The sequence below is a fragment of the Mycobacterium sp. IDUB_24 genome (genome assembly GCF_055419385.1).
Window position 1 is genome coordinate 319946 of sequence record NZ_JBVAXO010000005.1, and the last position, 20225, is coordinate 340170.

A 20225-nucleotide genomic window follows, 5' to 3' on the forward strand; every position below is an offset into this window, starting at 1 on the left:
CCAGCCAGGCCGATGGTCCCTCGCGGAGCGCGCGTGCAGGTCATGGGGGTGGTGAATGTCACCGACGATTCCTTCTCCGACGGCGGCAAGTTCATCGACCGCGACCGCGCCGTCGAACACGGGCTGGCACTGGCCGCTGCCGGGGCCGCGATCATCGACGTGGGCGGGGAATCGACCCGGCCCGGTGCGGTGCGCGTCGACCCCGCGGTGGAGGCAGCCCGGGTCGCCCCGGTCATCGAAGCGCTTGCCGCCCAAGGCATCACGGTCAGTATCGACACCATGCACGCCGATGTGGCGAAAGTGGCCCTGGAAAGGGGCGCGCAGATCGTCAACGACGTGTCCGGCGGCCTGGCCGATCCCAACATGGCACCGCTGCTCGCCGAGGCGAAGGTGCCGTGGATCCTGATGCACTGGCGTTCGGTCGGCGCCGCGCAGCCGCACCGCGCTCCGGGTTACGGCGATGTGGTGGCCGAGGTTCGGGCTGAACTGCTGACCGCGGTCGACGCCGCGGTCGCTGCGGGTGTCGCCCCGGAGCGGCTGATCATCGATCCGGGTCTGGGATTCGCCAAGACCGCGCAGGACAATTGGGCCCTGCTGCACGCTCTGCCCGAATTCATCGCAACCGGGATCCCCGTGTTGGTCGGCGCCTCACGCAAACGCTTCCTCGGTGCCTTGCTGGCTGGGGCGGACGGGACTCTGCGCCCACCGGACGGTCGCGAGACCGCCACCGCGGTGATCTCGGTGCTCGCGGCCCAGCACGGGGCCTGGGGTGTTCGCGTGCACGATGTGGTGGCCTCCGTCGACGCGCTCGCCGTACTGGAAGCCTGGGAATCTGGAGGTCGGGTTGGCTGATCGAATTGAGTTGCGCGGCTTACGGGTTCGTGGCAATCACGGCGTGTTCGACCACGAGCGCCGGGACGGGCAGGACTTCGTCGTCGACATCACGGCGTGGGTGGACCTGCGCCGGGCAGCAGCCACCGACGATCTCGCCGACACCCTCGATTACGGCGCACTGGCCCAGCGGGCAGCGGATATCGTCGCGGGCCCGCCGCGGAACCTGATCGAGACGGTCTCGGCCGAGATCGCCGACGCCATCATGGCCGACGAGCGTCTGCATGCGGTCGAGGTCGTCGTGCACAAGCCGAGCGCCCCGATTCCGCTGACCTTCGACGATGTCGCGGTGGTCGCCAGGCGGTCCCGACGGGGTTCCCAATGACGTCAACCGTTCTCTCGATCGGGTCGAATCTCGGCGACCGGCTGGCCCGGTTGCAGTCGGTGGTCGACGGCCTCGGGAGTGCGGTCCGTGCGGTGTCGCCGGTCTTCGAGACCGACGCCTGGGGCGGCGTCGAGCAGGGTCCGTTCCTGAACGCGGTACTGCTCGCCGACGATCCGGGCCTCGACGGACACGGCTGGCTGCGACGTGGCCAGCAGTTGGAACAGGCGGCGGACCGGGTCCGGGAACAGAAGTGGGGCCCGCGCACCCTCGACGTCGACCTGGTCACGTGCCATGACGGTGACGTCGAGGTGCAGTCTCGCGATGCCGACCTGACGCTGCCGCACCCGCTGGCTCACCTGCGCGCATTCGTGCTGATCCCGTGGCTGGCGGTGGATCCGGATGCCACGCTGACGGTGGTCGGCCGGTCCCGCCGGGTCGCGAACCTGTTGGAGGAGATCGACCCGGCCGAGCGAGCCGGTGTCAGGCGCACTGATCTGGCGTTGGACTTCCGCACCGAACCGGCGGCCGACTGATGGGCCCGACGCGCAAGCGCGACCTGGCCGGCGCGGTGGCGGTCGTCGCCATCGTCGGCTACGTGCTGGTCGGTGTGCTCTACCGGTGGTTCCCGCCGCTCACGATCTGGACCGGACTCTCACTGCTGGCGGTTGCGATCGCCGAGGCGGGCTGGGCGTTCTATGTGCGGGCGAAGATCAACGACGGGCAGATCGGAGTCGGTGCCGGCCGGCTGCACCCGCTGACGGTGGCCCGGTCGGTCGTCATCGCCAAGGCCTCGGCCTGGGTGGGCGCCATCGTGGCGGGTTGGTGGATAGGGGTGCTGGTGTACCTGTGGCCCCGGCGCGGCGACCTGAGGGTGGCCGGCGAGGACACTCCCGGCGCGGTGGTTGCTGCCATCAGCGCGCTGGCGCTGATCGTCGCGGCGGTGTGGCTACAGCATTGCTGCAAGTCTCCCGAGGAACCTCAGGACAACGGTGATACCGCGACCGAGTGAACGATTATCGGCCAGGTAGTTGGCCGAATCGCCGCAGCGGTCCCCAGGTTAGATGACCCGTGACGGGTACAGTCGGCGCATGACCGTTCTGCCCCGCGGTGGTCGGCCACGGCGCGGCGGCCGAAGGCCGGGCTGGCTGCTCTTAACGGTATTGCTGGTGCTCGCCATTCTGGCCAGTTCCGCATTGGTGTTCACCGATCGCGTCGAGTTGCTGAAACTCGCAGTCATCCTGGCCCTGTGGGCCGCCGTCGTGGCGGCCTTCGTCTCCGTGATCTACCGGCGCCAGAGTGACCTCGACCAGGCCAAGGCCCGCGATCTGAAGTTCGTCTACGACCTGCAGCTGGATCGGGAGATCTCGGCGCGGCGGGAGTACGAGCTGACCGTCGAAACCCAGTTGCGCCGGGAGCTGGCCTCGGAGCTGCGCGCCCAGGCGGCCGACGAGGTTGCCGCGCTGCGCTCCGAGCTTGCCGCATTGCGGGCGAACCTGGAGATCCTGTTCGACACCGACCTGGTGCACCGCCCGGCCATCGAGACCGACAAGAGCGCGGTGCGTACCGCCGGCCGGGTCACCGCCAGCCGGTTGGACATACCGCCGGTCGAGGTCACCGACATCCGTATGTCGCGTACCCAGGAAAGCCCGATCATCGACGTCCCGGCCGTGCCGCATCCGCCGGAGAACGACTGGGCGACCTCCGGTGGTGTGCACCGGCTGCCGTCGCGGCCGGTGCCCGCCGGTGAGCAGCCGCGTCGCCGCCGGCGCCAACCGGACACCGCCCGCCAACCGGACACTGCCCGCCAACCCGATACCCCGCGGCCGCAGGAGCCCAAGGCGCCGCCGCGGCCCGAGCCGCAACCGGTGTCTCGCCCCGAGCCGCAACCCCAGCCTCGGCCTGAGCCGCAACCTCAATCCCGGCCTGAGCCGCAACCGGCCGCCCGCCGGCAGCCCGAACCCCCGTCGACCTGGGCGCCGCCCCCACCGCCACCGGCCATGCCACCGATGCAGCCGTCACCCACCATCGAAGCCCCGGAACCCGAGCCCCCGAGCACGCCGCCCGCCGCCGAACCCGCGGCCACGGGTTGGGAACCGGCGCCGGCCGAGGGACAGTGGATTCCCGCGGGCGCACCGGGCAGCAACTGGGCTACACCGGCAGCCCAGAACGGCGCCGCAAACGAGGCCGCAAACGAGTACGTCGGCCGGCGACGTGCCCAAGAATCGACACCCACAGCAGTTCCGGAACCCACGGCCGAATCAACTCCGGCGCCCGAGCCGGCACCTGAGCCGGCGCCGACTCCGGCGCCAGCGATGTCACCGGGTCAGGCTCCCGAGCCGCCGCCCCGTGGCCGTCACTCCGCTGCGGGTGAGGTTGCCGACCTCGGCCGGCACACCCCGGCGCAGCCGTCCCCGGCGTTGGCCACCGAATCCTCCCAACCACCCGAACCGCCGCGGCGGGCTTCGCGGCACCGCAGCGACGACGAACCCGAGCCGCCGAACGGGCACCATGCCGATGGGCAGTCGGTGAATGATCTCCTGGCGCGGTTTCAGGCAGCTCCCACCGAAGGCGGCCGTCGCAGGCGCCGCGAGGAGTGAGCTAGTCTCGTGGCGACCGTCCGGTACCCGCAACGCGGGACTGGAACGTAAAACCATTTCAACCTGTGAGGTCGTCTGCGATGCAGCAGCCCCCTGCAAACGGGTGGTCCCCTCCTGAGGGATTGCGTCCGGCCAGGCTCAGCGTCGGCATCATTTCCGCCGGTCGGGTAGGTACTGCGCTGGGCTATGCGCTGGAACGCGTCGAGCACGTGGTGGTGGCGTGCAGCGCGATATCCGAGGCGTCACGGCTGCGGGCGCAGCGCCGGCTACCCGAAACCTCCGTCCTTCCCATCCCCGAGGTGGCGCAGCGGGCCGAACTGTTGCTGTTGGCAGTCCCGGACGCGGAGCTGACGTCCCTGGTGTCGGGTCTGGCCGCCACCGGTGCGGTCCGGCCCGGCACGATCGTGGTGCACACCTCCGGTGCCAACGGGGTCGGGGTGCTGGCGCCGCTGACCGAGCTGGGGTGCATTCCGCTGGCGATCCATCCGGCGATGACGTTCACCGGGTCCGACGAGGACATCACGCGTCTGCCCGATACCTGTTTCGGTGTCACCGCGGCGGACGAAGTCGGCTATGCGATCGGTCAGTCGCTCGTGCTGGAGATCGGCGGTGAGCCGTTCCGGGTGCCCGAGCACGCGCGGACGCAGTACCACGCGGCGTTGGCGCATGCCAGCAACCACCTGGTCACGCTGGTGCTCGACGCCGTCGACACGCTGCGGGCCGCGCTGCGCGGCCAGGAGCTGCTCGGTCAGGAACTCGTCGGCGATGCGCCCGGCGGTCTGCCCGAGCGGGTGGTGGGCCCGCTTGCTCTGGCCGCACTGGAGAACGCGCTGCAGCGCGGCCAGGCCGCCCTGACCGGCCCGGTGGCCCGTGGTGACGCCGCTGCGGTGACCGCTCACCTGAATGCCCTGCGTGCGCTGGATCCTCAACTGGCCCAGGCGTATCGGGCCGATTCACTGCGTACCGCCCAACGTGCACATGCGCCGGCCGCAGTGCTCGCAGCTCTGTCGGAAACAGGCCCGGAAACCAGTCCCGAAACGAGTCACGGATGACCCCAACCACCACCCCCAAGTTCGTCGCCGGTGAGCTGAACGTCTATTCGGCACCCACCGATGTCGCCGCCGTCACCCGCGCCCTGCGCACGAGTGGGCGTCGGATCACCCTGGTGCCCACCATGGGTGCGCTGCACGAGGGGCACCTGACATTGATCCGGGCGGCCAGGCGGGTTCCCGGCGCGGTTGTGGTGGTGTCGATCTTCGTCAACCCGTTGCAGTTCGGAGCGGGCGAAGACCTCGACGCCTACCCGCGGACCCTCGATGAGGACCTGGCTGCGTTGCGGGCCGAGGGTGTCGAAATCGCGTTTACCCCAACCGGTTCGGGCATGTATCCCGACGGCCCCCGCACCAGTGTCCAGCCCGGGGCGGCCGGCAGCGAACTGGAAGGCGCGTCGCGCCCCGGCCATTTCGCCGGTGTGCTCACCGTTGTGCTCAAGCTACTGCAGATCGTCCGCCCCGACCGGGCCTTCTTCGGTGAAAAGGACTATCAGCAATTGGCGTTGATCCGGCAGATGGTCACCGACCTCAACGTCGACGTACAGATCGTCGGAGTGCCCATCGTCCGCGAATCCGATGGACTGGCGATGTCGTCGCGCAACCGCTACCTCGATGCCGATGAGCGCGAGCAGGCCGGAGCGTTGTCGGCGGCCCTGCTGGCCGGCAAGTACGCGGCGGCGGGCGGGGCTTCGGCGGCCGTGGACGCGGCTCGGGCGGTGCTCGACGAGGTGCCCGCCATCGACGTCGACTACCTGGAGGTACGCGACCCGATGTTGGGTCCCGCGCCGGGCGAAGGTCAGGCCCGGCTGCTGGTGGCCGCCCGGCTGGGCCGAACCAGACTGCTGGACAACATATCTGTCGACATCGGAGCGTCGGCAGGCATCGACGGACACCCCCGCGTCGGTGACGGCGACAATCACGAACTGCCCTGGAGGAACTGATGCAGCGCACCATGCTGAAATCGAAGATTCACCGCGCCACGGTGACGCAGGCCGACCTTCACTACGTGGGCTCGGTGACCATTGACGCCGACCTGATGGAGGCGGCCGACCTGCTCGAGGGCGAGCAGGTGACGATCGTCGACATCGACAACGGTGCCCGCCTGGTGACCTACGCGATCACCGGCGAGCGCGGCACCGGGGTGATCGGGATCAACGGCGCCGCAGCACATCTCATCCACCCGGGCGATCTGGTCATCCTGATCGCCTACGGGGTGATGGAGGATGCCGAGTCTCGTGTCTACCAGCCGCGAATCGTGTTCGTAGACGCGGACAACAAGCAGATCGACCTCGGTGAGCACGGCAACGACCCGGCCTACGTTCCCGAGGACGCGTCCGAACTGATGTCGCCGCGCTGATGCTGCTCGCCATCGACGTCCGCAACACCCACACCATCGTCGGGCTGATCTCCGGTTCGGGCGACCACGCGAAGGTGGTGCAGCAGTGGCGAATCCGGACCGAATCAGAGGTGACTGCCGATGAGCTGGCGCTCACCATCGACGGCCTGATCGGGGATGACTCCGAGAGTCTGACCGGCGCCGCCGGACTGTCCACGGTGCCCTCGGTGCTGCATGAGGTGCGCCTCATGCTCGAGCAGTACTGGCCGACGGTGCCGCATGTACTGATCGAACCCGGTGTACGTACCGGCATTCCGCTGCTGGTCGACAACCCCAAGGAAGTCGGCGCGGACCGGATCGTGAATTGCCTTGCCGCCTATCACAAATACGGCACTGCAGCGATCATCGTCGATTTCGGCTCGTCGATCTGTGTCGACGTCGTGTCGGCGAAGGGGGAATTCCTGGGTGGGGCGATCGCCCCCGGTGTGCAGGTGTCCTCGGATGCCGCCGCGGCCCGCTCGGCGGCCCTGCGCCGGGTCGAGCTGACCCGTCCGCGTTCGGTGATCGGCAAGAACACCGTCGAGTGCATGCAGGCCGGGGCGGTTTTCGGGTTCGCCGGGTTGGTCGACGGGCTGGTCCACCGGATCCGCCAGGATGTCGACGGATTCGCCGGCGACGACGTCGCGGTCGTGGCGACCGGTTACACCGCGCCGCTGGTGTTGCCGGATCTGCGCACGGTCGAGCACTACGACCCCCACCTCACCCTTGACGGCCTGCGGTTGGTGTTCGAGCGCAACCGTGACACCCAGCGCCGGCTCAAGCCCGCCAAATAGGCCGAACCAATTCGCCGTTGTTGTGAGGTTGTGCACACCTGGGCGGCAGTCTGTCCCCGTCAGGATGCGGATAGGCCCCGCCGGCCTGTCGGGGTGCAATTGTGCGCTCGCGTGTTCATTTAAGCTGGCATTTTGTGAGCCCAGCCGATCGTGACGACGCGTCCCAGTCCCAGGCCGACCTTCCCGAGCAGTTCCGGATTCGTCAGGCCAAGCGGGAGCGGCTGCTGGCCGAGGGGCGCGAACCCTATCCGGTGACCGTTCCGCGTACGCATTCTCTGGCTGAGCTGCGCAGCACCTATCCGGACCTGGCCGCCGACACCCAGACCGGCGCGATGGTCGGTGTCTCGGGCCGAGTGGTGTTCGCGCGCAATTCGGGCAAGTTGTGCTTCGCGACGTTGCAGGAGGGCGACGGCACCCAACTGCAGGCGATGATCAGCCTGGCGCAGGTGGGGCAGGAGTCGCTCGATGCGTGGAAAGCCGACGTGGACCTCGGCGACATCGTGTTCGTCCACGGCGAGGTGATCAGCTCCAAGCGCGGTGAGCTTTCCGTGCTGGCTGATTCGTGGCAGATGGCGGCCAAGGCCCTACGCCCGCTGCCCGTTGCTCACAAAGAGATGAGCGAAGAAACTCGGGTGCGTCAGCGCTACGTGGATCTCATCGTGCGTCCTGAGGCGCGCAGTATTGCGCGTCAGCGGGTGGCGGTGGTGCGGGCGGTGCGGTCGGCACTGGAACGCCGGGATTTCCTCGAGGTCGAGACGCCAATGCTGCAGACCCTGGCCGGTGGGGCGGCAGCCCGGCCGTTCATTACCCACTCAAATGCGCTCGATGTGGATCTGTACCTGCGGATCGCGCCCGAACTGTTCCTCAAGCGCTGCATAGTCGGCGGTTTTGACCGGGTTTTCGAGTTGAATCGGAACTTTCGCAACGAAGGTGTTGATTCCACGCACTCGCCGGAATTCTCGATGTTGGAGACATATCAGGCCTACGGCGACTACAACGATTCCGCGGTAGTCACCCGGGAGATTATTCAAGAGGTTGCAGACGAGGCGATCGGCACCAGGCAAGTGCCATTGCCCGATGGCACTATCTACGATCTCGACGGACAATGGGAGACATTGAAAATGTATCCCTCGTTGTCCGAGGCGCTGGGTGAGGAGATCACGCCGGAGACATCAGTGGACTACTTGTGGGCTATTGCCGATCGGCTCGAGGTGGAGATTCCGCGTGACCGCGGCTATGGGCACGGAAAATTAGTCGAGGAACTCTGGGAACACAGTGTAGGCGAGAAGTTGTGGGCCCCGACGTTCGTCCGCGACTTCCCCGTCGAGACCTCGCCGCTCACTCGCGCTCACCGCAGCATTCCCGGGGTTACCGAGAAATGGGACCTCTACATCAGGCGTTTCGAGCTCGCCACCGGATATTCCGAACTCGTCGACCCGGTAATCCAACGTGAACGATTCGAGGCCCAGGCCCGTGCGGCGGCTGCCGGTGACGACGAAGCAATGGTTCTCGACGACGATTTCCTTGCCGCATTGGAGTATGCGATGCCGCCGACCACCGGCACCGGAATGGGTATCGATCGCTTGTTGATGGCGTTGACGGGGTTGTCTATTCGAGAGACGGTTTTGTTCCCGATTGTTCGTCGTCACGGTAACTGAGTCACCGCACTGAACCTCCGCGATCCACGCGTTGTTGGAAATGTGCGCGTTTTGTGGCACATTGGGGCGCGGATGCAGGATACTCAGGCGTAAGTCACCAATGCGTATGCAGAAGGGTTCGGTGCGGGGTAATGGCTAAGAAAGTGACCGTCACGTTGGTCGATGATTTCGACGGCGAAGCCACGGCCGACGAGACGGTCGAATTCGGCCTCGACGGTGTCACCTATGAGATCGACCTTTCCTCCAAAAACGCCACCAAGCTCCGTAACGACCTGAAGCAGTGGGTGGAGGCCGGGCGTCGCGTCGGTGGGCGTCGGCGCGGACGGGCGGCAGGGCCGGCCCGTGGCCGCGGCGCGATCGATCGCGAGCAGAGTGCCGCCATCCGCGAATGGGCCCGCCGCAACGGGCACAACGTGTCCACCCGTGGCCGCATCCCCGCTGATGTCATCGACGCCTTCCACGCCGCGACATAGACGACCGCAACGTAACCGATAGTTGCCAGCTCCGGACCGGTGAGAATTCCCGGTCCGGAGTTTTTCGCTAGTGGCGAACCCGAATCGACCGGTTTTCGGAAACGAATCGTCTACCGGCGGCGTTGCTCATCTGCAGCACTCGATGTGAACAGCTTGTCCTGGGTCCAACCTCCGCACCCGAGACGGCCGCCCATTAGAGTGGACGGTAGGTACTACGTGCGGGCTATGAGGAAAACCGATAGATGTAGCCGTACGCGGGTATCGCTAGCGATGGAGAGCAGGTAACCACCGATGTTTGAGAGATTCACCGACCGTGCCCGCAGGGTCGTCGTCCTGGCGCAAGAAGAAGCCCGGATGCTCAACCACAACTACATCGGGACCGAGCACATCCTGTTGGGTCTGATTCACGAGGGCGAGGGCGTAGCCGCCAAGTCGCTGGAGTCGTTGGGCATCTCACTGGAAGGTGTCCGCAGCCAGGTCGAGGAGATCATCGGGCAGGGCCAGCAGGCGCCGTCCGGTCACATCCCGTTCACGCCGCGCGCCAAGAAGGTGCTGGAGCTGTCCCTGCGTGAGGCGCTGCAGCTCGGCCACAACTACATCGGCACCGAGCACATTCTGCTCGGCCTGATTCGTGAGGGCGAAGGCGTGGCCGCGCAGGTGCTGGTCAAGCTCGGCGCCGAGCTGACCCGTGTGCGCCAGCAGGTCATCCAGCTGCTGAGCGGCTACCAGGGCAAGGAAGCCGCCGAAGCCGGCACCGGTGGTCGTGGCGGTGAGTCGGGCAACCCGTCCACCTCACTGGTCCTCGACCAGTTCGGCCGCAACCTGACCGCCGCCGCCATGGAGGGCAAGCTCGATCCGGTCATCGGCCGTGAGAAGGAAATCGAGCGGGTCATGCAGGTCCTGAGCCGGCGCACCAAGAACAACCCGGTGCTGATCGGTGAGCCCGGCGTCGGTAAGACCGCCGTCGTCGAGGGCCTGGCGCAGGCCATCGTCCACGGCGAGGTCCCCGAGACGCTCAAGGACAAGCAGCTCTACACGCTGGACCTCGGGTCCCTGGTGGCGGGCTCGCGGTACCGCGGTGACTTCGAGGAACGCCTCAAGAAGGTGCTCAAGGAGATCAACACCCGCGGGGACATCATCCTGTTCATCGACGAGCTGCACACCCTGGTGGGTGCAGGTGCCGCCGAGGGCGCGATCGACGCCGCATCGATCCTGAAGCCGAAGCTGGCCCGTGGTGAGCTGCAGACCATCGGTGCCACCACCCTCGACGAGTACCGCAAGTACATCGAGAAGGACGCCGCGCTGGAGCGTCGGTTCCAGCCGGTCCAGGTGGGTGAGCCGACGGTCGAGCACACCATCGAGATCCTCAAGGGTCTGCGCGACCGCTACGAGGCGCACCACCGCGTCTCGATCACCGACGGCGCGCTGGTGGCCGCGGCCACCCTGGCCGACCGCTACATCAACGACCGGTTCCTGCCGGACAAGGCGATCGACCTGATCGACGAGGCCGGTGCTCGGATGCGCATCCGCCGGATGACCGCTCCGCCAGACCTGCGTGAGTTCGACGAGAAGATCGCCGACGCGCGCCGGGAGAAGGAATCTGCGATCGACGCGCAGGACTTCGAGAAGGCGGCAAGCCTGCGTGATCGTGAGAAGACCTTGGTCGCTCAGCGTGGCGAGCGTGAGAAGCAGTGGCGCTCAGGCGATCTCGACGTTGTCGCCGAGGTCGACGACGAGCAGATCGCCGAGGTGCTCGGTAACTGGACCGGCATCCCGGTGTTCAAGCTGACCGAGGAGGAGACGACTCGGCTGCTGCGCATGGAGGACGAGCTGCACAAGCGGATCATCGGGCAGGAGGATGCCGTCAAGGCTGTCTCCAAGGCCATCCGCCGCACCCGTGCCGGCCTGAAGGACCCGAAGCGCCCGTCCGGTTCGTTCATCTTCGCCGGCCCCTCCGGTGTCGGTAAGACCGAGCTGTCCAAGGCGCTGGCCAACTTCCTGTTCGGCGACGACGATGCACTCATCCAGATCGACATGGGCGAGTTCCACGACCGCTTCACGGCCTCGCGGCTGTTCGGTGCCCCTCCGGGCTACGTCGGTTACGAAGAGGGCGGCCAGCTCACCGAGAAGGTGCGCCGCAAGCCGTTCAGCGTGGTGCTGTTCGACGAGATCGAGAAGGCCCACCAGGAGATCTACAACAGCCTCCTGCAGGTCCTCGAGGACGGTCGTCTCACCGACGGTCAGGGTCGCACGGTCGACTTCAAGAACACCGTGTTGATCTTCACGTCGAACCTGGGTACCTCCGACATCAGCAAGGCGGTCGGCCTGGGCTTCACCCAGGGCGGTGGTGAGAACAACTACGAGCGGATGAAGCAGAAGGTCAACGACGAGCTGAAGAAGCACTTCCGGCCGGAGTTCCTCAACCGCATCGACGACATCATCGTCTTCCACCAGCTGACGCAGGACGAGATCATCAAGATGGTCGACCTGATGATCGGCCGCGTCGGAAAACAGCTCAAGGCCAAGGACATGGCGATGGAGCTGACCGACAAGGCCAAGTCCCTGCTGGCCAAGCGCGGCTTCGATCCGGTGCTGGGAGCGCGGCCGTTGCGCCGCACCATCCAGCGCGAGATCGAGGACCAGCTGTCCGAGAAGATCCTCTTCGAGGAGCTCGGCCCCGGTCAGCTGGTGACGGTCGATGTCGAGGGCTGGGACGGCGAAGGTGCCGGCGAGGACGCGAAGTTCACGTTCGCCGGTGCACCCAAGGCGACCACCCCCGAAGGTCCGGATCTGGCCAAGGCCGGAGCCTCCGCGGAATAACGTCCGACGACAAATGCCCCCACCGTTTCGGTGGGGGCATTTTCGCGCCTACCGGTGGAGGGTTTTCCAGCGGGGATAGTTAGGATGCTGGTGTAATCGACAGGCAATGGAATCTGGTGAGAGTCCAGAACGGCCGCGCCACTGTTAACAGTCAGACCCGACCTGTCACGACACGGACTGGGACGCGAATTCCCGGAAAGGCACGTAGATGACTACCACCGAGGCACGCAAGGTCCACGCCCGGCCGCTCGATCTGTCGGCGACCAAGGCGGTGCTCTGGCTGACGCTGACGGCGTTCGTCGCGCTGCTGGCCCTCTACTTCGTCGGGATGGACCAAGGCGCGACCTCGGTTCTGGGCAACAACACCTACGTGCACGAATTCGTGCACGACGCACGTCACCTGCTCGGTTTCCCCTGCCACTGATACGCAGCGGAGATCGAAGAACAAAATGGAAAAGCAACTCATCGGGCGCGGCATTCTGGCCGGCGCCCTCGCCGGCGTGCTCGCCTTCATCTGGGCGAAGCTGCTGATCGAACCGGTCATCGGTCGCGCGATCGACTTCGAGAACGGTGTCGGCGCAGCACATGAGGCCGCCGAACATACGCATGGTGCGGGAGGGCATTCCCATGGCGGTGAGGGCGCCGAGGTGTTCACCCGCGGTGTGCAATCCAACATCGGGATGGGCCTTGGTGTCCTGATCTTCAGTGTCGCGATGGGCGCTCTGCTGGCCGTCGTGTTCTGCGTGGTCTACGGCCGGGTCAACCTCTCGGCGCGGGCGCTGGCCGCCTTGACCGCCGGCGGCATGCTGGTCTCCCTGTGGATCGTCCCGGCAGTCAAGTACCCGCCCAATCCGCCCGCGGTCAGCCTCGACGAGACCATCCAGCAGCGGACCCTGCTGTACCTGCTGCTGGTTGTGCTCTCGGCGGGGCTGCTGGTTGGCTCAGTCCTCCTGGCACGTCGTCTCACGCCCAAGCTGGGGGCATGGAACGCCAACCTGATCGGCGCCGCGGACTACGTGGTGTCGATGGCCGTGGTCTTCCTGATCCTGCCGGGTATCCATGAGACCCCGTCGACGTTCCCGGCCGACGACCTCTACGAGTTCCGGCTGTACTCGCTCGGCACCCAGGTGGTGATCTGGGCGACGATCGGGCTGGTGTTCGGTGCCCTGGCGGCGAAGGTACTCGATGAGAAGAAGCAGTCCGTCAGCGCGTGATTTCGGGTGACTTTCGATGAGTGAGGTCGTCCGGCTGACGTTGGTGTCTCATGCCATGACCGGCGCCACAGCGGCCGGACGATTCCCCACCGACGAGCCGCTGAACCAGTTGGGTCATCGCCAAGCCGATGCGACCGTCGAACTGGGCGTCGTCGACGTTGTGTACTCCGGCCCGGAGAAACGGGCTCGTCAGACGGCCGAACTGTTGGGCTTGCCGGCGGTGGTCGAACCCCGGCTGGCCGATCTGGATTTCGGGAGCTGGCGCGGCGGTGTACTGGGCAGGGTGCAGCCTGCGGATCTGGCGGTCTGGTTGACTGATCCGACCCGGGCGCCACACGGCGGCGAATCCGTGGTCGATCTCGTCAAGCGGGTGCGCGGCTGGATGGACAGCCTGGCCTCGGCGCGGGGACGGCTGGTCGCCGTCACCCACCCTGCGGTGATCCGGGCTGCCATCCTGGTGGCCCTCGATGCCCCGCCAAAGTCGTTCTGGCGCATCGACATCGCACCGATGAGCCGGACCGTGATGCACTTCCGCGGTCAGGCCTGGACACTGCGCAGCAGTTAGCCTGCCGCGCTGCCCGAGCTAGCCCACGGGTGCCATGGCGAACGCCCGTTTGGCGATCTGCAACAACCAGCCCGCGGCAGTGGGGCTACGGAACTTCGGCCAGTTCAGCTGAAAACTGAACACCCACGGCTGTCCGGTGTGGTCCACCGCGTACCAGCTGAAGCTCAGGTCGCCGGGCAGGTTACCGCCCTTGGCGCCGATGTAGCCCCACTTCGCCGGGTCGGGATCGATGCCGGGTAGCGCCGAGAGGATGTCCTTCACCGGTGCGGCCGGTCCGACGGCCGAAGCCTGCAACGCGGCGTGCACCCGGCAGATGTCGGCCGCGGTGGCGAACCACTCGAGGCCGTCATTGGAGGCCGGGGTGTGGGTGCGGTACGGATCCGGCTCATACGGTCGGGAATTGGTCTGCTTGAGTAGCGCCACCCGATCGGCGGCCGACGCGTTCTTCCACTGGTCGCGAAGGTTGGGTTCGCCCCAGCCGACCGAGAACACCTCGTGCATGGTCGGGAACGGGGTCATGCTGGCCGGGTCGTGGTGACCGGCGGTGACCAGGGCGTGTTCCACCGCGCCCGTGCCCACGCGCCCGATCAGCAGGTCGGTGGCCATGTTGTCGCTGGCCGAGATCATCTGCTGGGCGGCGGTCCGCACGGTGATCTGCGCCCCCGGCGGCAGCTTGTCCAGCCCGGCCGAGCCAAGCTTCTTGCCTTCCTTGGTGATCGTGAGGTGGTCGTCCCACTTCACCGTCCCGGCCTTGACGGCGTCTGAAACTGCAAGCAGCACATAGAGTTTGAAGATCGAAGCCAGCGGTAAGGACAGATCGGTGTTGGTGCCGGCCACCTGCTCGCACTTGCCGTCGACCACTTTGGACACCCGGTAGGAGTAGCGCGCGCCCGACTTGGTCAGCTCGGTGTCGATATCGGACCACTTGTCGATCTTCGGCGGCACCAGCGTGACGTCGAAGCGGTCGACCAGTCCGACGTCGTTGGTCCTCAGTTCGATGTCCTGGGCCACGTTGTACGACGTCAGCACGTGCAAAGTCGCCTGCGCGGCCCCGATGTCCACCGAGGTGAGCTTGAACGGTCGATCCCACCAGATCGAGTCCATCTTGGTGCCGACCAGGTCGACCTTTTCGGGAGCGGCCAGGGTGCGAACGCCGATGGGGCCGATCGGCCAGTCGGAGTTCAGCATGTCCATGGTCTGCTTGGCCCGCAGACCGGGTGGGGTGATGGTGTCGATGTGCGCGCCGTAGGACACTTCAGCCGCGGGCGCGACACTCGGCGAACAGCCACAAGCCAGGGCAGCGGCGACCGCTGTGATGGCCGTCAGGCCAACCGTGCGGCGCAGCGTCCGGCCGCGGCTACGCCTGGGCAGCGGGTCCTGCAACGTCCAGCACAACCTCGAACTCCAGCAGCGATGCGCCGGTGGCCACAGGTTTTGCCTGCTGGCCCTTGTGTGCCTCGACCGCCGGGCCCGAAGCCCAGGCTTGGAAGGCCTCTTCGGTTTCCCACTGCGTCACCACGAAGTAGCGGTCTTCACCCTTGACCGGGCGCAGCAACTGGAAGCCGAGGAAACCGGGCTGACTGTCGACGGCATGTGCACGGTTCGCGAACCGCTTCTCCAGTTCCGGGCCGGCGTTTGGCGGGACCTCGATGGCGTTGATCTTCACGACGGGCATGGTGTTCAGGTTACCGTGGCTGCCCGGCAAGATAACGGGATGGTCACAGATCTTCTCACCGACAGAGGGGGGCGCGGCGAGCCCATTGTCCTGGTGCACGGCCTGATGGGCCGCGGCAGCACCTGGTCACGCCAATTGCCGTGGTTGACCGAGTTGGGCGCGGTGTACACCTACGACGCACCGTGGCACCGCGGGCGTGATGTGGTCGATTCCAGCCCGATCAGCACCGAGCGTTTCGTGGCGGATCTCGGTGATGCCGTGGCCGCGCTGGGTCGGCCGGTGATCCTGGTGGGGCATTCCATGGGTGCGTTGCATTCCTGGTGTCTGGCCGCGGCCCGCCCGGAACTGGTCAAGGCGGTGGTGGTGGAGGACATGGCCCCCGACTTCCGGGGGCGTACCACCGGGCCCTGGGAGCCGTGGGTGCACGCCCTTCCGGTGGAGTTCGGTTCGGCTCAAGAGGTTTACGACGAGTTCGGGCCCGTCGCGGGACAGTATTTCCTGGAGGCCTTCGACCGGACGGCCACCGGCTGGCGACTGCACGGACACCCGCAGTGGTGGCTGGACATCGCCGCTCAATGGGGAACTCGGGACTACTGGCAGCAGTGGCGGGATGTGGGTGCGCCGACCTTGCTCATGGAGGCGGGCAATTCGGTCGCGCCTCCCGGGCAGATGGGCCGGATGGCCGAAATCGGTCAAGACGCAAGGTATCTGCACGTGCCCGGTGCGGGTCACCTCATCCACGACGATGCGCCCGAGGTGTACCGGGAAGCCGTGACGGGATTTCTAGCGACGCTCGCCTAGGGCACCCGCGCTCGGCCACGAAGGCCGGCGCTCGAAGCGGCTGCGAATCGCGTCGAGATCGTGGTCCGCGCGGTACGTCTCGTAATCGGGCTGGTCGAGATCGAACAGATCCAGGCGGAAACGCAGGACGTTGCTGCGCTGTGCCGCCCAGCTAACCGCGACGGCCACCGCGAAGGGCGAGAGCAGGATGATCAGGGCTAGTGCAACGGTCATGGCAGTAATTGTTGTGAGGAAAATATACCGCCAACAGTGGCAGCGCTGACACCTTCCGATAAAATGCTGCCATGCTGAGAAGTGTCTCCACACTGGTGCTCGACGGCCTGGCGGTTTTCGAGTTCGGGGTCATCTGCGAGGTTTTCGGGATCGATCGGTCCGCTGACGGGGTGCCGAACTTCGACTTCAAGGTGTGCGGGCCCGAAGCGGGTAAACCGCTACGAACATCCGTCGGGGCGACACTTGCCCCCGAATACGGCCTGGATGCACTCCAGGGTGCGGACCTGGTCGCGATCCCCGCGATAGGTGGTACGGACTACCTGCCCGAGGCTCTCGAGGCCGTGCGTGCCGCAGCCGACGCGGGATCGATCATCCTGACCGTGTGCTCGGGGGCGTTCCTGGCCGGAGCGGCCGGCCTGTTGGACGGTAGGCCGTGCACCACGCACTGGATGCACGCCGACGAGCTGGCGCGGAAATACCCAACCGCAAAGGTTGATCGCAACGTCCTGTTCGTCGACGACGGTAATTTGATCACCAGCGCGGGCACCGCGGCCGGCATTGATGCGTGCCTGCACCTCGTTCGCCGTGAGCTCGGCAGCGAGGTCACCAACAAGATCGCCCGGCGCATGGTGGTCCCACCGCAGCGCGACGGCGGGCAGCGCCAGTTCATCGACCAGCCGATTCCAGTCCGATGTTCGGAAGGCTTTGCCCCGCACCTAGATTGGATCATGACCAACCTGGACAAGCCGCACACCGTGACCACGCTGGCCAGGCGGTCGGCGATGTCCACGCGTACCTTCGCCCGCCGGTTCGTCGAGGAGACCGGCACCACGCCCATGCAGTGGATCACCGATCAGCGGGTGCTCTACGCACGCAGATTGCTCGAGGAGACAGATCTGGATGTCGACCGGATCGCCGGGCAGGCCGGGTTCGGTACCGCGACGCTGCTGCGCCATCATTTCCGCCGCGTCATCGGACTGACGCCCTCGGACTATCGACGCCAATTCGCCTGTGGTGCAGACGAAGAGGCCGTCACGGCATGATGTGTCAGCCGTCGGGCTGGCAGGCGACGTTGACGTAGACCGTGGTGTGCCGGGACGGATCGATCCGGTACCCGCCCTCGTCGATGTTGGAGTCGGCAAGACCGTGCACGCCGGTCACCCGGCAATTCGACAGGCCTGTGTTGGCGTTGGAGTTGACCTGCACGTGATACCCCCGGCTCTCCAGATCGCGCACGGCGTCTAGGGCCGATCCGGGGCCGGACGGTGCCGCGTTGGCCGGCCCCGAGAGGCTCAGGCCCACTCCAAGGCTCATCGCCGTACACGCAAACGTCGCCAGAATTTTGCTTGACATAGATCCGTTTTATGTGAAGCAGCTCCAAAAGGGTGTGCTGCAGCCCGGATTCATGCCGAGCTCATGTAATTTCGCCTTCGCCCGCCAGCGCGAACCGGCCGTCGGCGGTCTGTTCCACCAGGCCGTCCACCAGTAGTGAGTCCAGCGCCCGGTCGCGCTGGGCGGTATCGGTCAGCCAAGCCACGTCCAGTTTGGCGCGGGTGACCGGAGAACTGCTGTCGCGCAAAACATCCAGCAGCTTGCCACGGACCTGGCGATCGGTTCCGGCGTAACGCTGCACCCGCTTGGCGATCGTTCCGGCGGGGTAACCCGCGGTGCGCCAACGGCACTGGCTCAATGGGCAGCCACCACACTGCGGCGCGCGGGCGGTGCACACAGTTGCACCCAACTCCATCAGGGCGGCCGAGAAGATCGGTGCGGTGGTATCGGGCGGCAGCAGTGCGGCCACGTTGTCCAGGTCGCGGGCCCGGGCGGGCGCGTCGGCCTCGCCGTGCAACACCCTGGTGACGACGCGGCGCACGTTGGTGTCGACCACCGGAACTCTGGCCGAATACGCGAAGCATGCCACCGCACGCGCGGTGTAGGCGCCGATGCCGGGCAGCGTCAGTAGCGTCTCGACGTCGGCGGGTACCTCATCGCCGTATTCGCCCGCGATCACCACAGCACACTCGTGCAGGCGCTTGGCCCGCCGCGGGTAGCCCAGCTTGCCCCAGGCGCGCAGTACTTCGGCCGATCCGGCGGCCGCGGTGGCCGACGGGGTGGGCCACCGCGCGATCCAGGCCAGCCAGATCGGCTCGACCCGGGCAACCGGCGTCTGCTGCAACATGAACTCGCTCACCAGGATCTGCCACGCAGAAACGCCTGGTCGGCGCCATGGCAGGTCACGCTGGGCATTTTCATACCAACCTACTAATTCGCCGGGGTCGATGCTCATCGGCGCCTCATGCAGAATGGCTGGCATGCCCAACTCGAATCCGGTGTCCGCTTGGAAGGCACTCAAGGACGGTAACGCCCGCTTTGTGGCGGGCGAACCGCAGCATCCAAGCCAGGACATCACGCGCCGGACCAGCCTGGCCCATGGGCAGAAGCCGACCGCGGTGGTGTTCGGCTGTGGCGACAGCCGCGTGGCCGCGGAGTTGCTGTTCGACCAGGGCCTGGGCGACATGTTCGTCGTGCGCACCGCCGGTCACGTCCTCGACAACGCTGTGCTGGGTTCGATCGAATACGCGGTGTCGATCCTCAACGTGCCGCTGATCGTGGTTCTGGGCCATGACAGCTGCGGCGCGGTCAAGGCTGCCATCAACGCTCTCGACGATGGCGAGATGCCCGGCGGCTACGTGCGCGACATCGTCGAGCGGGTGACCCCGTCGATCCTGATGGGGCGGCATTCCGGCCTGACCCGCGTCGACGAGTTCGAGGCCTTCCACGTCAAGGAAACGGTTACCCAGCTTCAGGCGCGCTCGTCCGCGATCGCCATGGGCCTGGCCGCGGGCACCCAGGCCATCGTCGGTGCCACCTACCACCTGTCCGACGGACACGTGGAGCTGCGCAGCCACCTGGGCAACATCGGCGAAGCCTGAGAATTTCGCTGCCGCCCCGACACGCCGGGGCGCCTCGGGCAACTGGGTATGACCTGGGCTTACCGTGAAAGCCGTGTTGGATCTCGAACCTCATGGGCCACTGCCCTCGCAGATTTACTGGCGGCGCCGGGCGCTGGCCATCGGAATCGCGGTAGTCGTCGTGGGGATCGTCGCCGCGATCGTCGCGGTGATCATGACCAGCAGCTCCGGAGCCGAGACCAAGCCCGCCGATGAACCGGCGGCCGCCGCGCCGCCCCCGCTGCCGGGAGAGAATCCCGAGGTCAAGACCCCGGTGGTGCCGCCCGCTCAGCATGCGCCGCCGCCGACGGTCACGCCGACGGCCGCGGTCACCCCGCCGCCGTTGCTCAAGGAAGGCGATGACTGCCCGGATTCGACCCTTGCGGTCAAGGGCATCACCAGTCAGCCCCAGTACGTGGTGGGTGAGCAGCCGAAGTTCACCATGGTCGTGACCAACATCGGCCTGGTCGCCTGTAAGCGTGACGTGGGTGCCGCGGTGCTGGCCGCCTACGTGTACGCGCTCGACAACAACCGGCTGTGGTCGAACCTGGACTGCGCGCCGTCCAATGAGACCCTGGTCAAGACCTTCAACCCGGGGGAGCAGGTGACCACCGAGGTGACCTGGACCGGCATGAGCTCGGCGCCGCAGTGCCCGATGCCGCGTCAGCCGATCGGGCCTGGCACGTACAACCTGATGGTGCAGCTGGGCAATCTCAGATCGGCTCCGGTGCCGTTCATCCTGGCCCAGCCCAATCCGCAGCAGCCCGGGCCGCCGGCCGAGGGCGACGCACCGGCTGAGGCGCCGGCGCCGGGTAACTAGC

The 20225-nt window shown here is 66.7% G+C and carries 24 protein-coding genes; 19 read left to right on the forward strand and 5 right to left on the reverse strand.

The window, feature by feature from the left end; translation table 11 throughout:
- Positions 1-12: 12 nt before the first annotated feature.
- The 15 genes from folP (at position 13) to ACZYZF_RS19545 (ending at position 13764) form a co-directional block, all read left to right on the forward strand.
- Positions 13-852: a dihydropteroate synthase gene (gene folP, locus ACZYZF_RS19475; protein WP_463836630.1), complete on the forward strand. Its 840-nt coding sequence runs from the start codon at positions 13-15 to the stop codon at positions 850-852.
- Positions 845-1216: a dihydroneopterin aldolase gene (folB, locus tag ACZYZF_RS19480; RefSeq protein WP_463836533.1), complete on the forward strand. Its 372-nt coding sequence runs from the start codon at positions 845-847 to the stop codon at positions 1214-1216. Before folP ends, folB begins: the two co-directional genes overlap by 8 nt.
- Positions 1213-1749, forward strand: a complete 537-nt coding sequence (folK, locus tag ACZYZF_RS19485) for a 2-amino-4-hydroxy-6-hydroxymethyldihydropteridine diphosphokinase (protein WP_463743964.1) — start codon at positions 1213-1215, stop codon at positions 1747-1749. Before folB ends, folK begins: the two co-directional genes overlap by 4 nt.
- Positions 1749-2225, forward strand: a complete 477-nt coding sequence (locus ACZYZF_RS19490; protein ID WP_463743965.1) for a DUF3180 domain-containing protein — start codon at positions 1749-1751, stop codon at positions 2223-2225. The genes folK and ACZYZF_RS19490 overlap by 1 nt, the downstream gene beginning before the upstream one ends.
- A gap of 79 nt (positions 2226-2304) precedes the next feature.
- Positions 2305-3813: a DUF6779 domain-containing protein gene (locus ACZYZF_RS19495; protein ID WP_463836534.1), complete on the forward strand. Its 1509-nt coding sequence runs from the start codon at positions 2305-2307 to the stop codon at positions 3811-3813.
- 80 nt (positions 3814-3893) lie between these two features.
- Positions 3894-4865, forward strand: a complete 972-nt coding sequence (locus ACZYZF_RS19500; RefSeq protein ID WP_463836535.1) for a Rossmann-like and DUF2520 domain-containing protein — start codon at positions 3894-3896, stop codon at positions 4863-4865.
- Positions 4862-5806, forward strand: a complete 945-nt coding sequence (gene panC / locus ACZYZF_RS19505) for a pantoate--beta-alanine ligase (RefSeq protein WP_463836536.1) — start codon at positions 4862-4864, stop codon at positions 5804-5806. Before ACZYZF_RS19500 ends, panC begins: the two co-directional genes overlap by 4 nt.
- On the forward strand, positions 5806-6222 hold the full coding sequence (gene panD, locus ACZYZF_RS19510; protein WP_463836537.1) for an aspartate 1-decarboxylase: 417 nt from the start codon (positions 5806-5808) through the stop codon (positions 6220-6222). The genes panC and panD overlap by 1 nt, the downstream gene beginning before the upstream one ends.
- Positions 6222-7034, forward strand: a complete 813-nt coding sequence (locus tag ACZYZF_RS19515) for a type III pantothenate kinase (protein ID WP_463743970.1) — start codon at positions 6222-6224, stop codon at positions 7032-7034. The genes panD and ACZYZF_RS19515 overlap by 1 nt, the downstream gene beginning before the upstream one ends.
- A gap of 134 nt (positions 7035-7168) precedes the next feature.
- The gene (gene lysS, locus ACZYZF_RS19520; RefSeq protein ID WP_463836538.1) at positions 7169-8692 is read left to right on the forward strand and encodes a lysine--tRNA ligase; all 1524 of its coding nucleotides are present in this window, start codon (positions 7169-7171) and stop codon (positions 8690-8692) included.
- A gap of 131 nt (positions 8693-8823) precedes the next feature.
- Positions 8824-9165, forward strand: a complete 342-nt coding sequence (gene lsr2 / locus ACZYZF_RS19525) for a histone-like nucleoid-structuring protein Lsr2 (RefSeq protein ID WP_036442478.1) — start codon at positions 8824-8826, stop codon at positions 9163-9165.
- A gap of 291 nt (positions 9166-9456) precedes the next feature.
- The gene (gene clpC1, locus ACZYZF_RS19530) at positions 9457-11985 is read left to right on the forward strand and encodes an ATP-dependent protease ATP-binding subunit ClpC (protein WP_463743972.1); all 2529 of its coding nucleotides are present in this window, start codon (positions 9457-9459) and stop codon (positions 11983-11985) included.
- Positions 11986-12193: 208 nt separating this feature from the next.
- Complete coding sequence (locus tag ACZYZF_RS19535; RefSeq protein WP_463743973.1) at positions 12194-12409, forward strand: CbtB domain-containing protein; 216 nt, start codon at positions 12194-12196, stop codon at positions 12407-12409.
- A gap of 25 nt (positions 12410-12434) precedes the next feature.
- Positions 12435-13199 carry a CbtA family protein gene (locus ACZYZF_RS19540; RefSeq protein WP_463836539.1) on the forward strand — a complete coding sequence of 255 codons (765 nt, stop codon included), beginning with the start codon at positions 12435-12437 and terminating at the stop codon, positions 13197-13199.
- Positions 13200-13215: 16 nt separating this feature from the next.
- Positions 13216-13764, forward strand: coding sequence for a histidine phosphatase family protein (locus ACZYZF_RS19545; RefSeq protein ID WP_463836540.1), 549 nt, complete (start codon positions 13216-13218; stop codon positions 13762-13764).
- 18 nt (positions 13765-13782) lie between these two features.
- Here the strand turns inward: ACZYZF_RS19545 and ACZYZF_RS19550 are convergent, their stop codons facing one another.
- Complete coding sequence (locus ACZYZF_RS19550; RefSeq protein WP_463743976.1) at positions 13783-15147, reverse strand: serine hydrolase; 1365 nt, start codon at positions 15145-15147, stop codon at positions 13783-13785.
- A complete protein-coding gene (locus tag ACZYZF_RS19555) occupies positions 15122-15439 on the reverse strand; it encodes an antibiotic biosynthesis monooxygenase family protein (protein WP_029108325.1) in 318 nt (105 codons plus the stop codon). The genes ACZYZF_RS19550 and ACZYZF_RS19555 overlap by 26 nt, the downstream gene beginning before the upstream one ends.
- A 39-nt stretch (positions 15440-15478) precedes the next feature.
- On the opposite strand from ACZYZF_RS19555, the gene ACZYZF_RS19560 reads away from it, so the two are divergent.
- Complete coding sequence (locus tag ACZYZF_RS19560) at positions 15479-16240, forward strand: alpha/beta fold hydrolase (protein ID WP_463743977.1); 762 nt, start codon at positions 15479-15481, stop codon at positions 16238-16240.
- Here ACZYZF_RS19560 and ACZYZF_RS19565 read toward each other — a convergent pair.
- Complete coding sequence (locus ACZYZF_RS19565; protein WP_463836541.1) at positions 16223-16453, reverse strand: hypothetical protein; 231 nt, start codon at positions 16451-16453, stop codon at positions 16223-16225. The two genes, ACZYZF_RS19560 and ACZYZF_RS19565, sit on opposite strands and share 18 nt — an antisense overlap.
- 71 nt (positions 16454-16524) lie before the next feature.
- On the opposite strand from ACZYZF_RS19565, the gene ACZYZF_RS19570 reads away from it, so the two are divergent.
- Positions 16525-17496, forward strand: a complete 972-nt coding sequence (locus ACZYZF_RS19570; protein ID WP_463743979.1) for a helix-turn-helix domain-containing protein — start codon at positions 16525-16527, stop codon at positions 17494-17496.
- Positions 17497-17500: 4 nt separating this feature from the next.
- Here ACZYZF_RS19570 and ACZYZF_RS19575 read toward each other — a convergent pair whose 3' ends face one another.
- Together ACZYZF_RS19575 and ACZYZF_RS19580 are read right to left on the reverse strand one after the other, a co-directional pair.
- Complete coding sequence (locus ACZYZF_RS19575; RefSeq protein WP_463836542.1) at positions 17501-17767, reverse strand: hypothetical protein; 267 nt, start codon at positions 17765-17767, stop codon at positions 17501-17503.
- Positions 17768-17867: 100 nt separating this feature from the next.
- Entirely contained in the window at positions 17868-18740 is an 873-nt protein-coding gene (locus tag ACZYZF_RS19580) for an HhH-GPD family protein (protein ID WP_463836631.1), read from the reverse strand.
- Between the two features lie 25 nt (positions 18741-18765).
- Between ACZYZF_RS19580 and ACZYZF_RS19585 the strand changes: the two genes are divergently transcribed.
- The gene (locus tag ACZYZF_RS19585; RefSeq protein ID WP_463743981.1) at positions 18766-19386 is read left to right on the forward strand and encodes a carbonic anhydrase; all 621 of its coding nucleotides are present in this window, start codon (positions 18766-18768) and stop codon (positions 19384-19386) included.
- 73 nt (positions 19387-19459) lie between these two features.
- Positions 19460-20224, forward strand: coding sequence for a hypothetical protein (locus ACZYZF_RS19590; protein ID WP_463743982.1), 765 nt, complete (start codon positions 19460-19462; stop codon positions 20222-20224).
- Position 20225: the final 1 nt, after the last annotated feature.

Excerpts from the sequence above, each read along its gene's own strand:
- folP (WP_463836630.1), top strand. The coding sequence starts at position 13 with ATGGTCCCTCGCGGAGCGCGCGTGCAGGTCATGGGGGTGGTGAATGTC.
- folK (WP_463743964.1), top strand. The coding sequence starts at position 1,213 with ATGACGTCAACCGTTCTCTCGATCGGGTCGAATCTCGGCGACCGGCTG.
- ACZYZF_RS19490 (WP_463743965.1), top strand. The coding sequence starts at position 1,749 with ATGGGCCCGACGCGCAAGCGCGACCTGGCCGGCGCGGTGGCGGTCGTC.
- ACZYZF_RS19495 (WP_463836534.1), top strand. The coding sequence starts at position 2,305 with ATGACCGTTCTGCCCCGCGGTGGTCGGCCACGGCGCGGCGGCCGAAGG.
- ACZYZF_RS19500 (WP_463836535.1), top strand. The coding sequence starts at position 3,894 with ATGCAGCAGCCCCCTGCAAACGGGTGGTCCCCTCCTGAGGGATTGCGT.
- panC (WP_463836536.1), top strand. The coding sequence starts at position 4,862 with ATGACCCCAACCACCACCCCCAAGTTCGTCGCCGGTGAGCTGAACGTC.
- panD (WP_463836537.1), top strand. The coding sequence starts at position 5,806 with ATGCAGCGCACCATGCTGAAATCGAAGATTCACCGCGCCACGGTGACG.
- ACZYZF_RS19515 (WP_463743970.1), top strand. The coding sequence starts at position 6,222 with ATGCTGCTCGCCATCGACGTCCGCAACACCCACACCATCGTCGGGCTG.
- lsr2 (WP_036442478.1), top strand. The coding sequence starts at position 8,824 with ATGGCTAAGAAAGTGACCGTCACGTTGGTCGATGATTTCGACGGCGAA.
- clpC1 (WP_463743972.1), top strand. The coding sequence starts at position 9,457 with ATGTTTGAGAGATTCACCGACCGTGCCCGCAGGGTCGTCGTCCTGGCG.
- ACZYZF_RS19535 (WP_463743973.1), top strand. The coding sequence starts at position 12,194 with ATGACTACCACCGAGGCACGCAAGGTCCACGCCCGGCCGCTCGATCTG.
- ACZYZF_RS19540 (WP_463836539.1), top strand. The coding sequence starts at position 12,435 with ATGGAAAAGCAACTCATCGGGCGCGGCATTCTGGCCGGCGCCCTCGCC.
- ACZYZF_RS19545 (WP_463836540.1), top strand. The coding sequence starts at position 13,216 with ATGAGTGAGGTCGTCCGGCTGACGTTGGTGTCTCATGCCATGACCGGC.
- ACZYZF_RS19555 (WP_029108325.1), bottom strand. The coding sequence starts at position 15,439 with ATGCCCGTCGTGAAGATCAACGCCATCGAGGTCCCGCCAAACGCCGGC.
- ACZYZF_RS19560 (WP_463743977.1), top strand. The coding sequence starts at position 15,479 with ATGGTCACAGATCTTCTCACCGACAGAGGGGGGCGCGGCGAGCCCATT.
- ACZYZF_RS19565 (WP_463836541.1), bottom strand. The coding sequence starts at position 16,453 with ATGACCGTTGCACTAGCCCTGATCATCCTGCTCTCGCCCTTCGCGGTG.
- ACZYZF_RS19570 (WP_463743979.1), top strand. The coding sequence starts at position 16,525 with ATGCTGAGAAGTGTCTCCACACTGGTGCTCGACGGCCTGGCGGTTTTC.
- ACZYZF_RS19575 (WP_463836542.1), bottom strand. The coding sequence starts at position 17,767 with ATGAGCCTTGGAGTGGGCCTGAGCCTCTCGGGGCCGGCCAACGCGGCA.
- ACZYZF_RS19580 (WP_463836631.1), bottom strand. The coding sequence starts at position 18,740 with ATGAGCATCGACCCCGGCGAATTAGTAGGTTGGTATGAAAATGCCCAG.
- ACZYZF_RS19585 (WP_463743981.1), top strand. The coding sequence starts at position 18,766 with ATGCCCAACTCGAATCCGGTGTCCGCTTGGAAGGCACTCAAGGACGGT.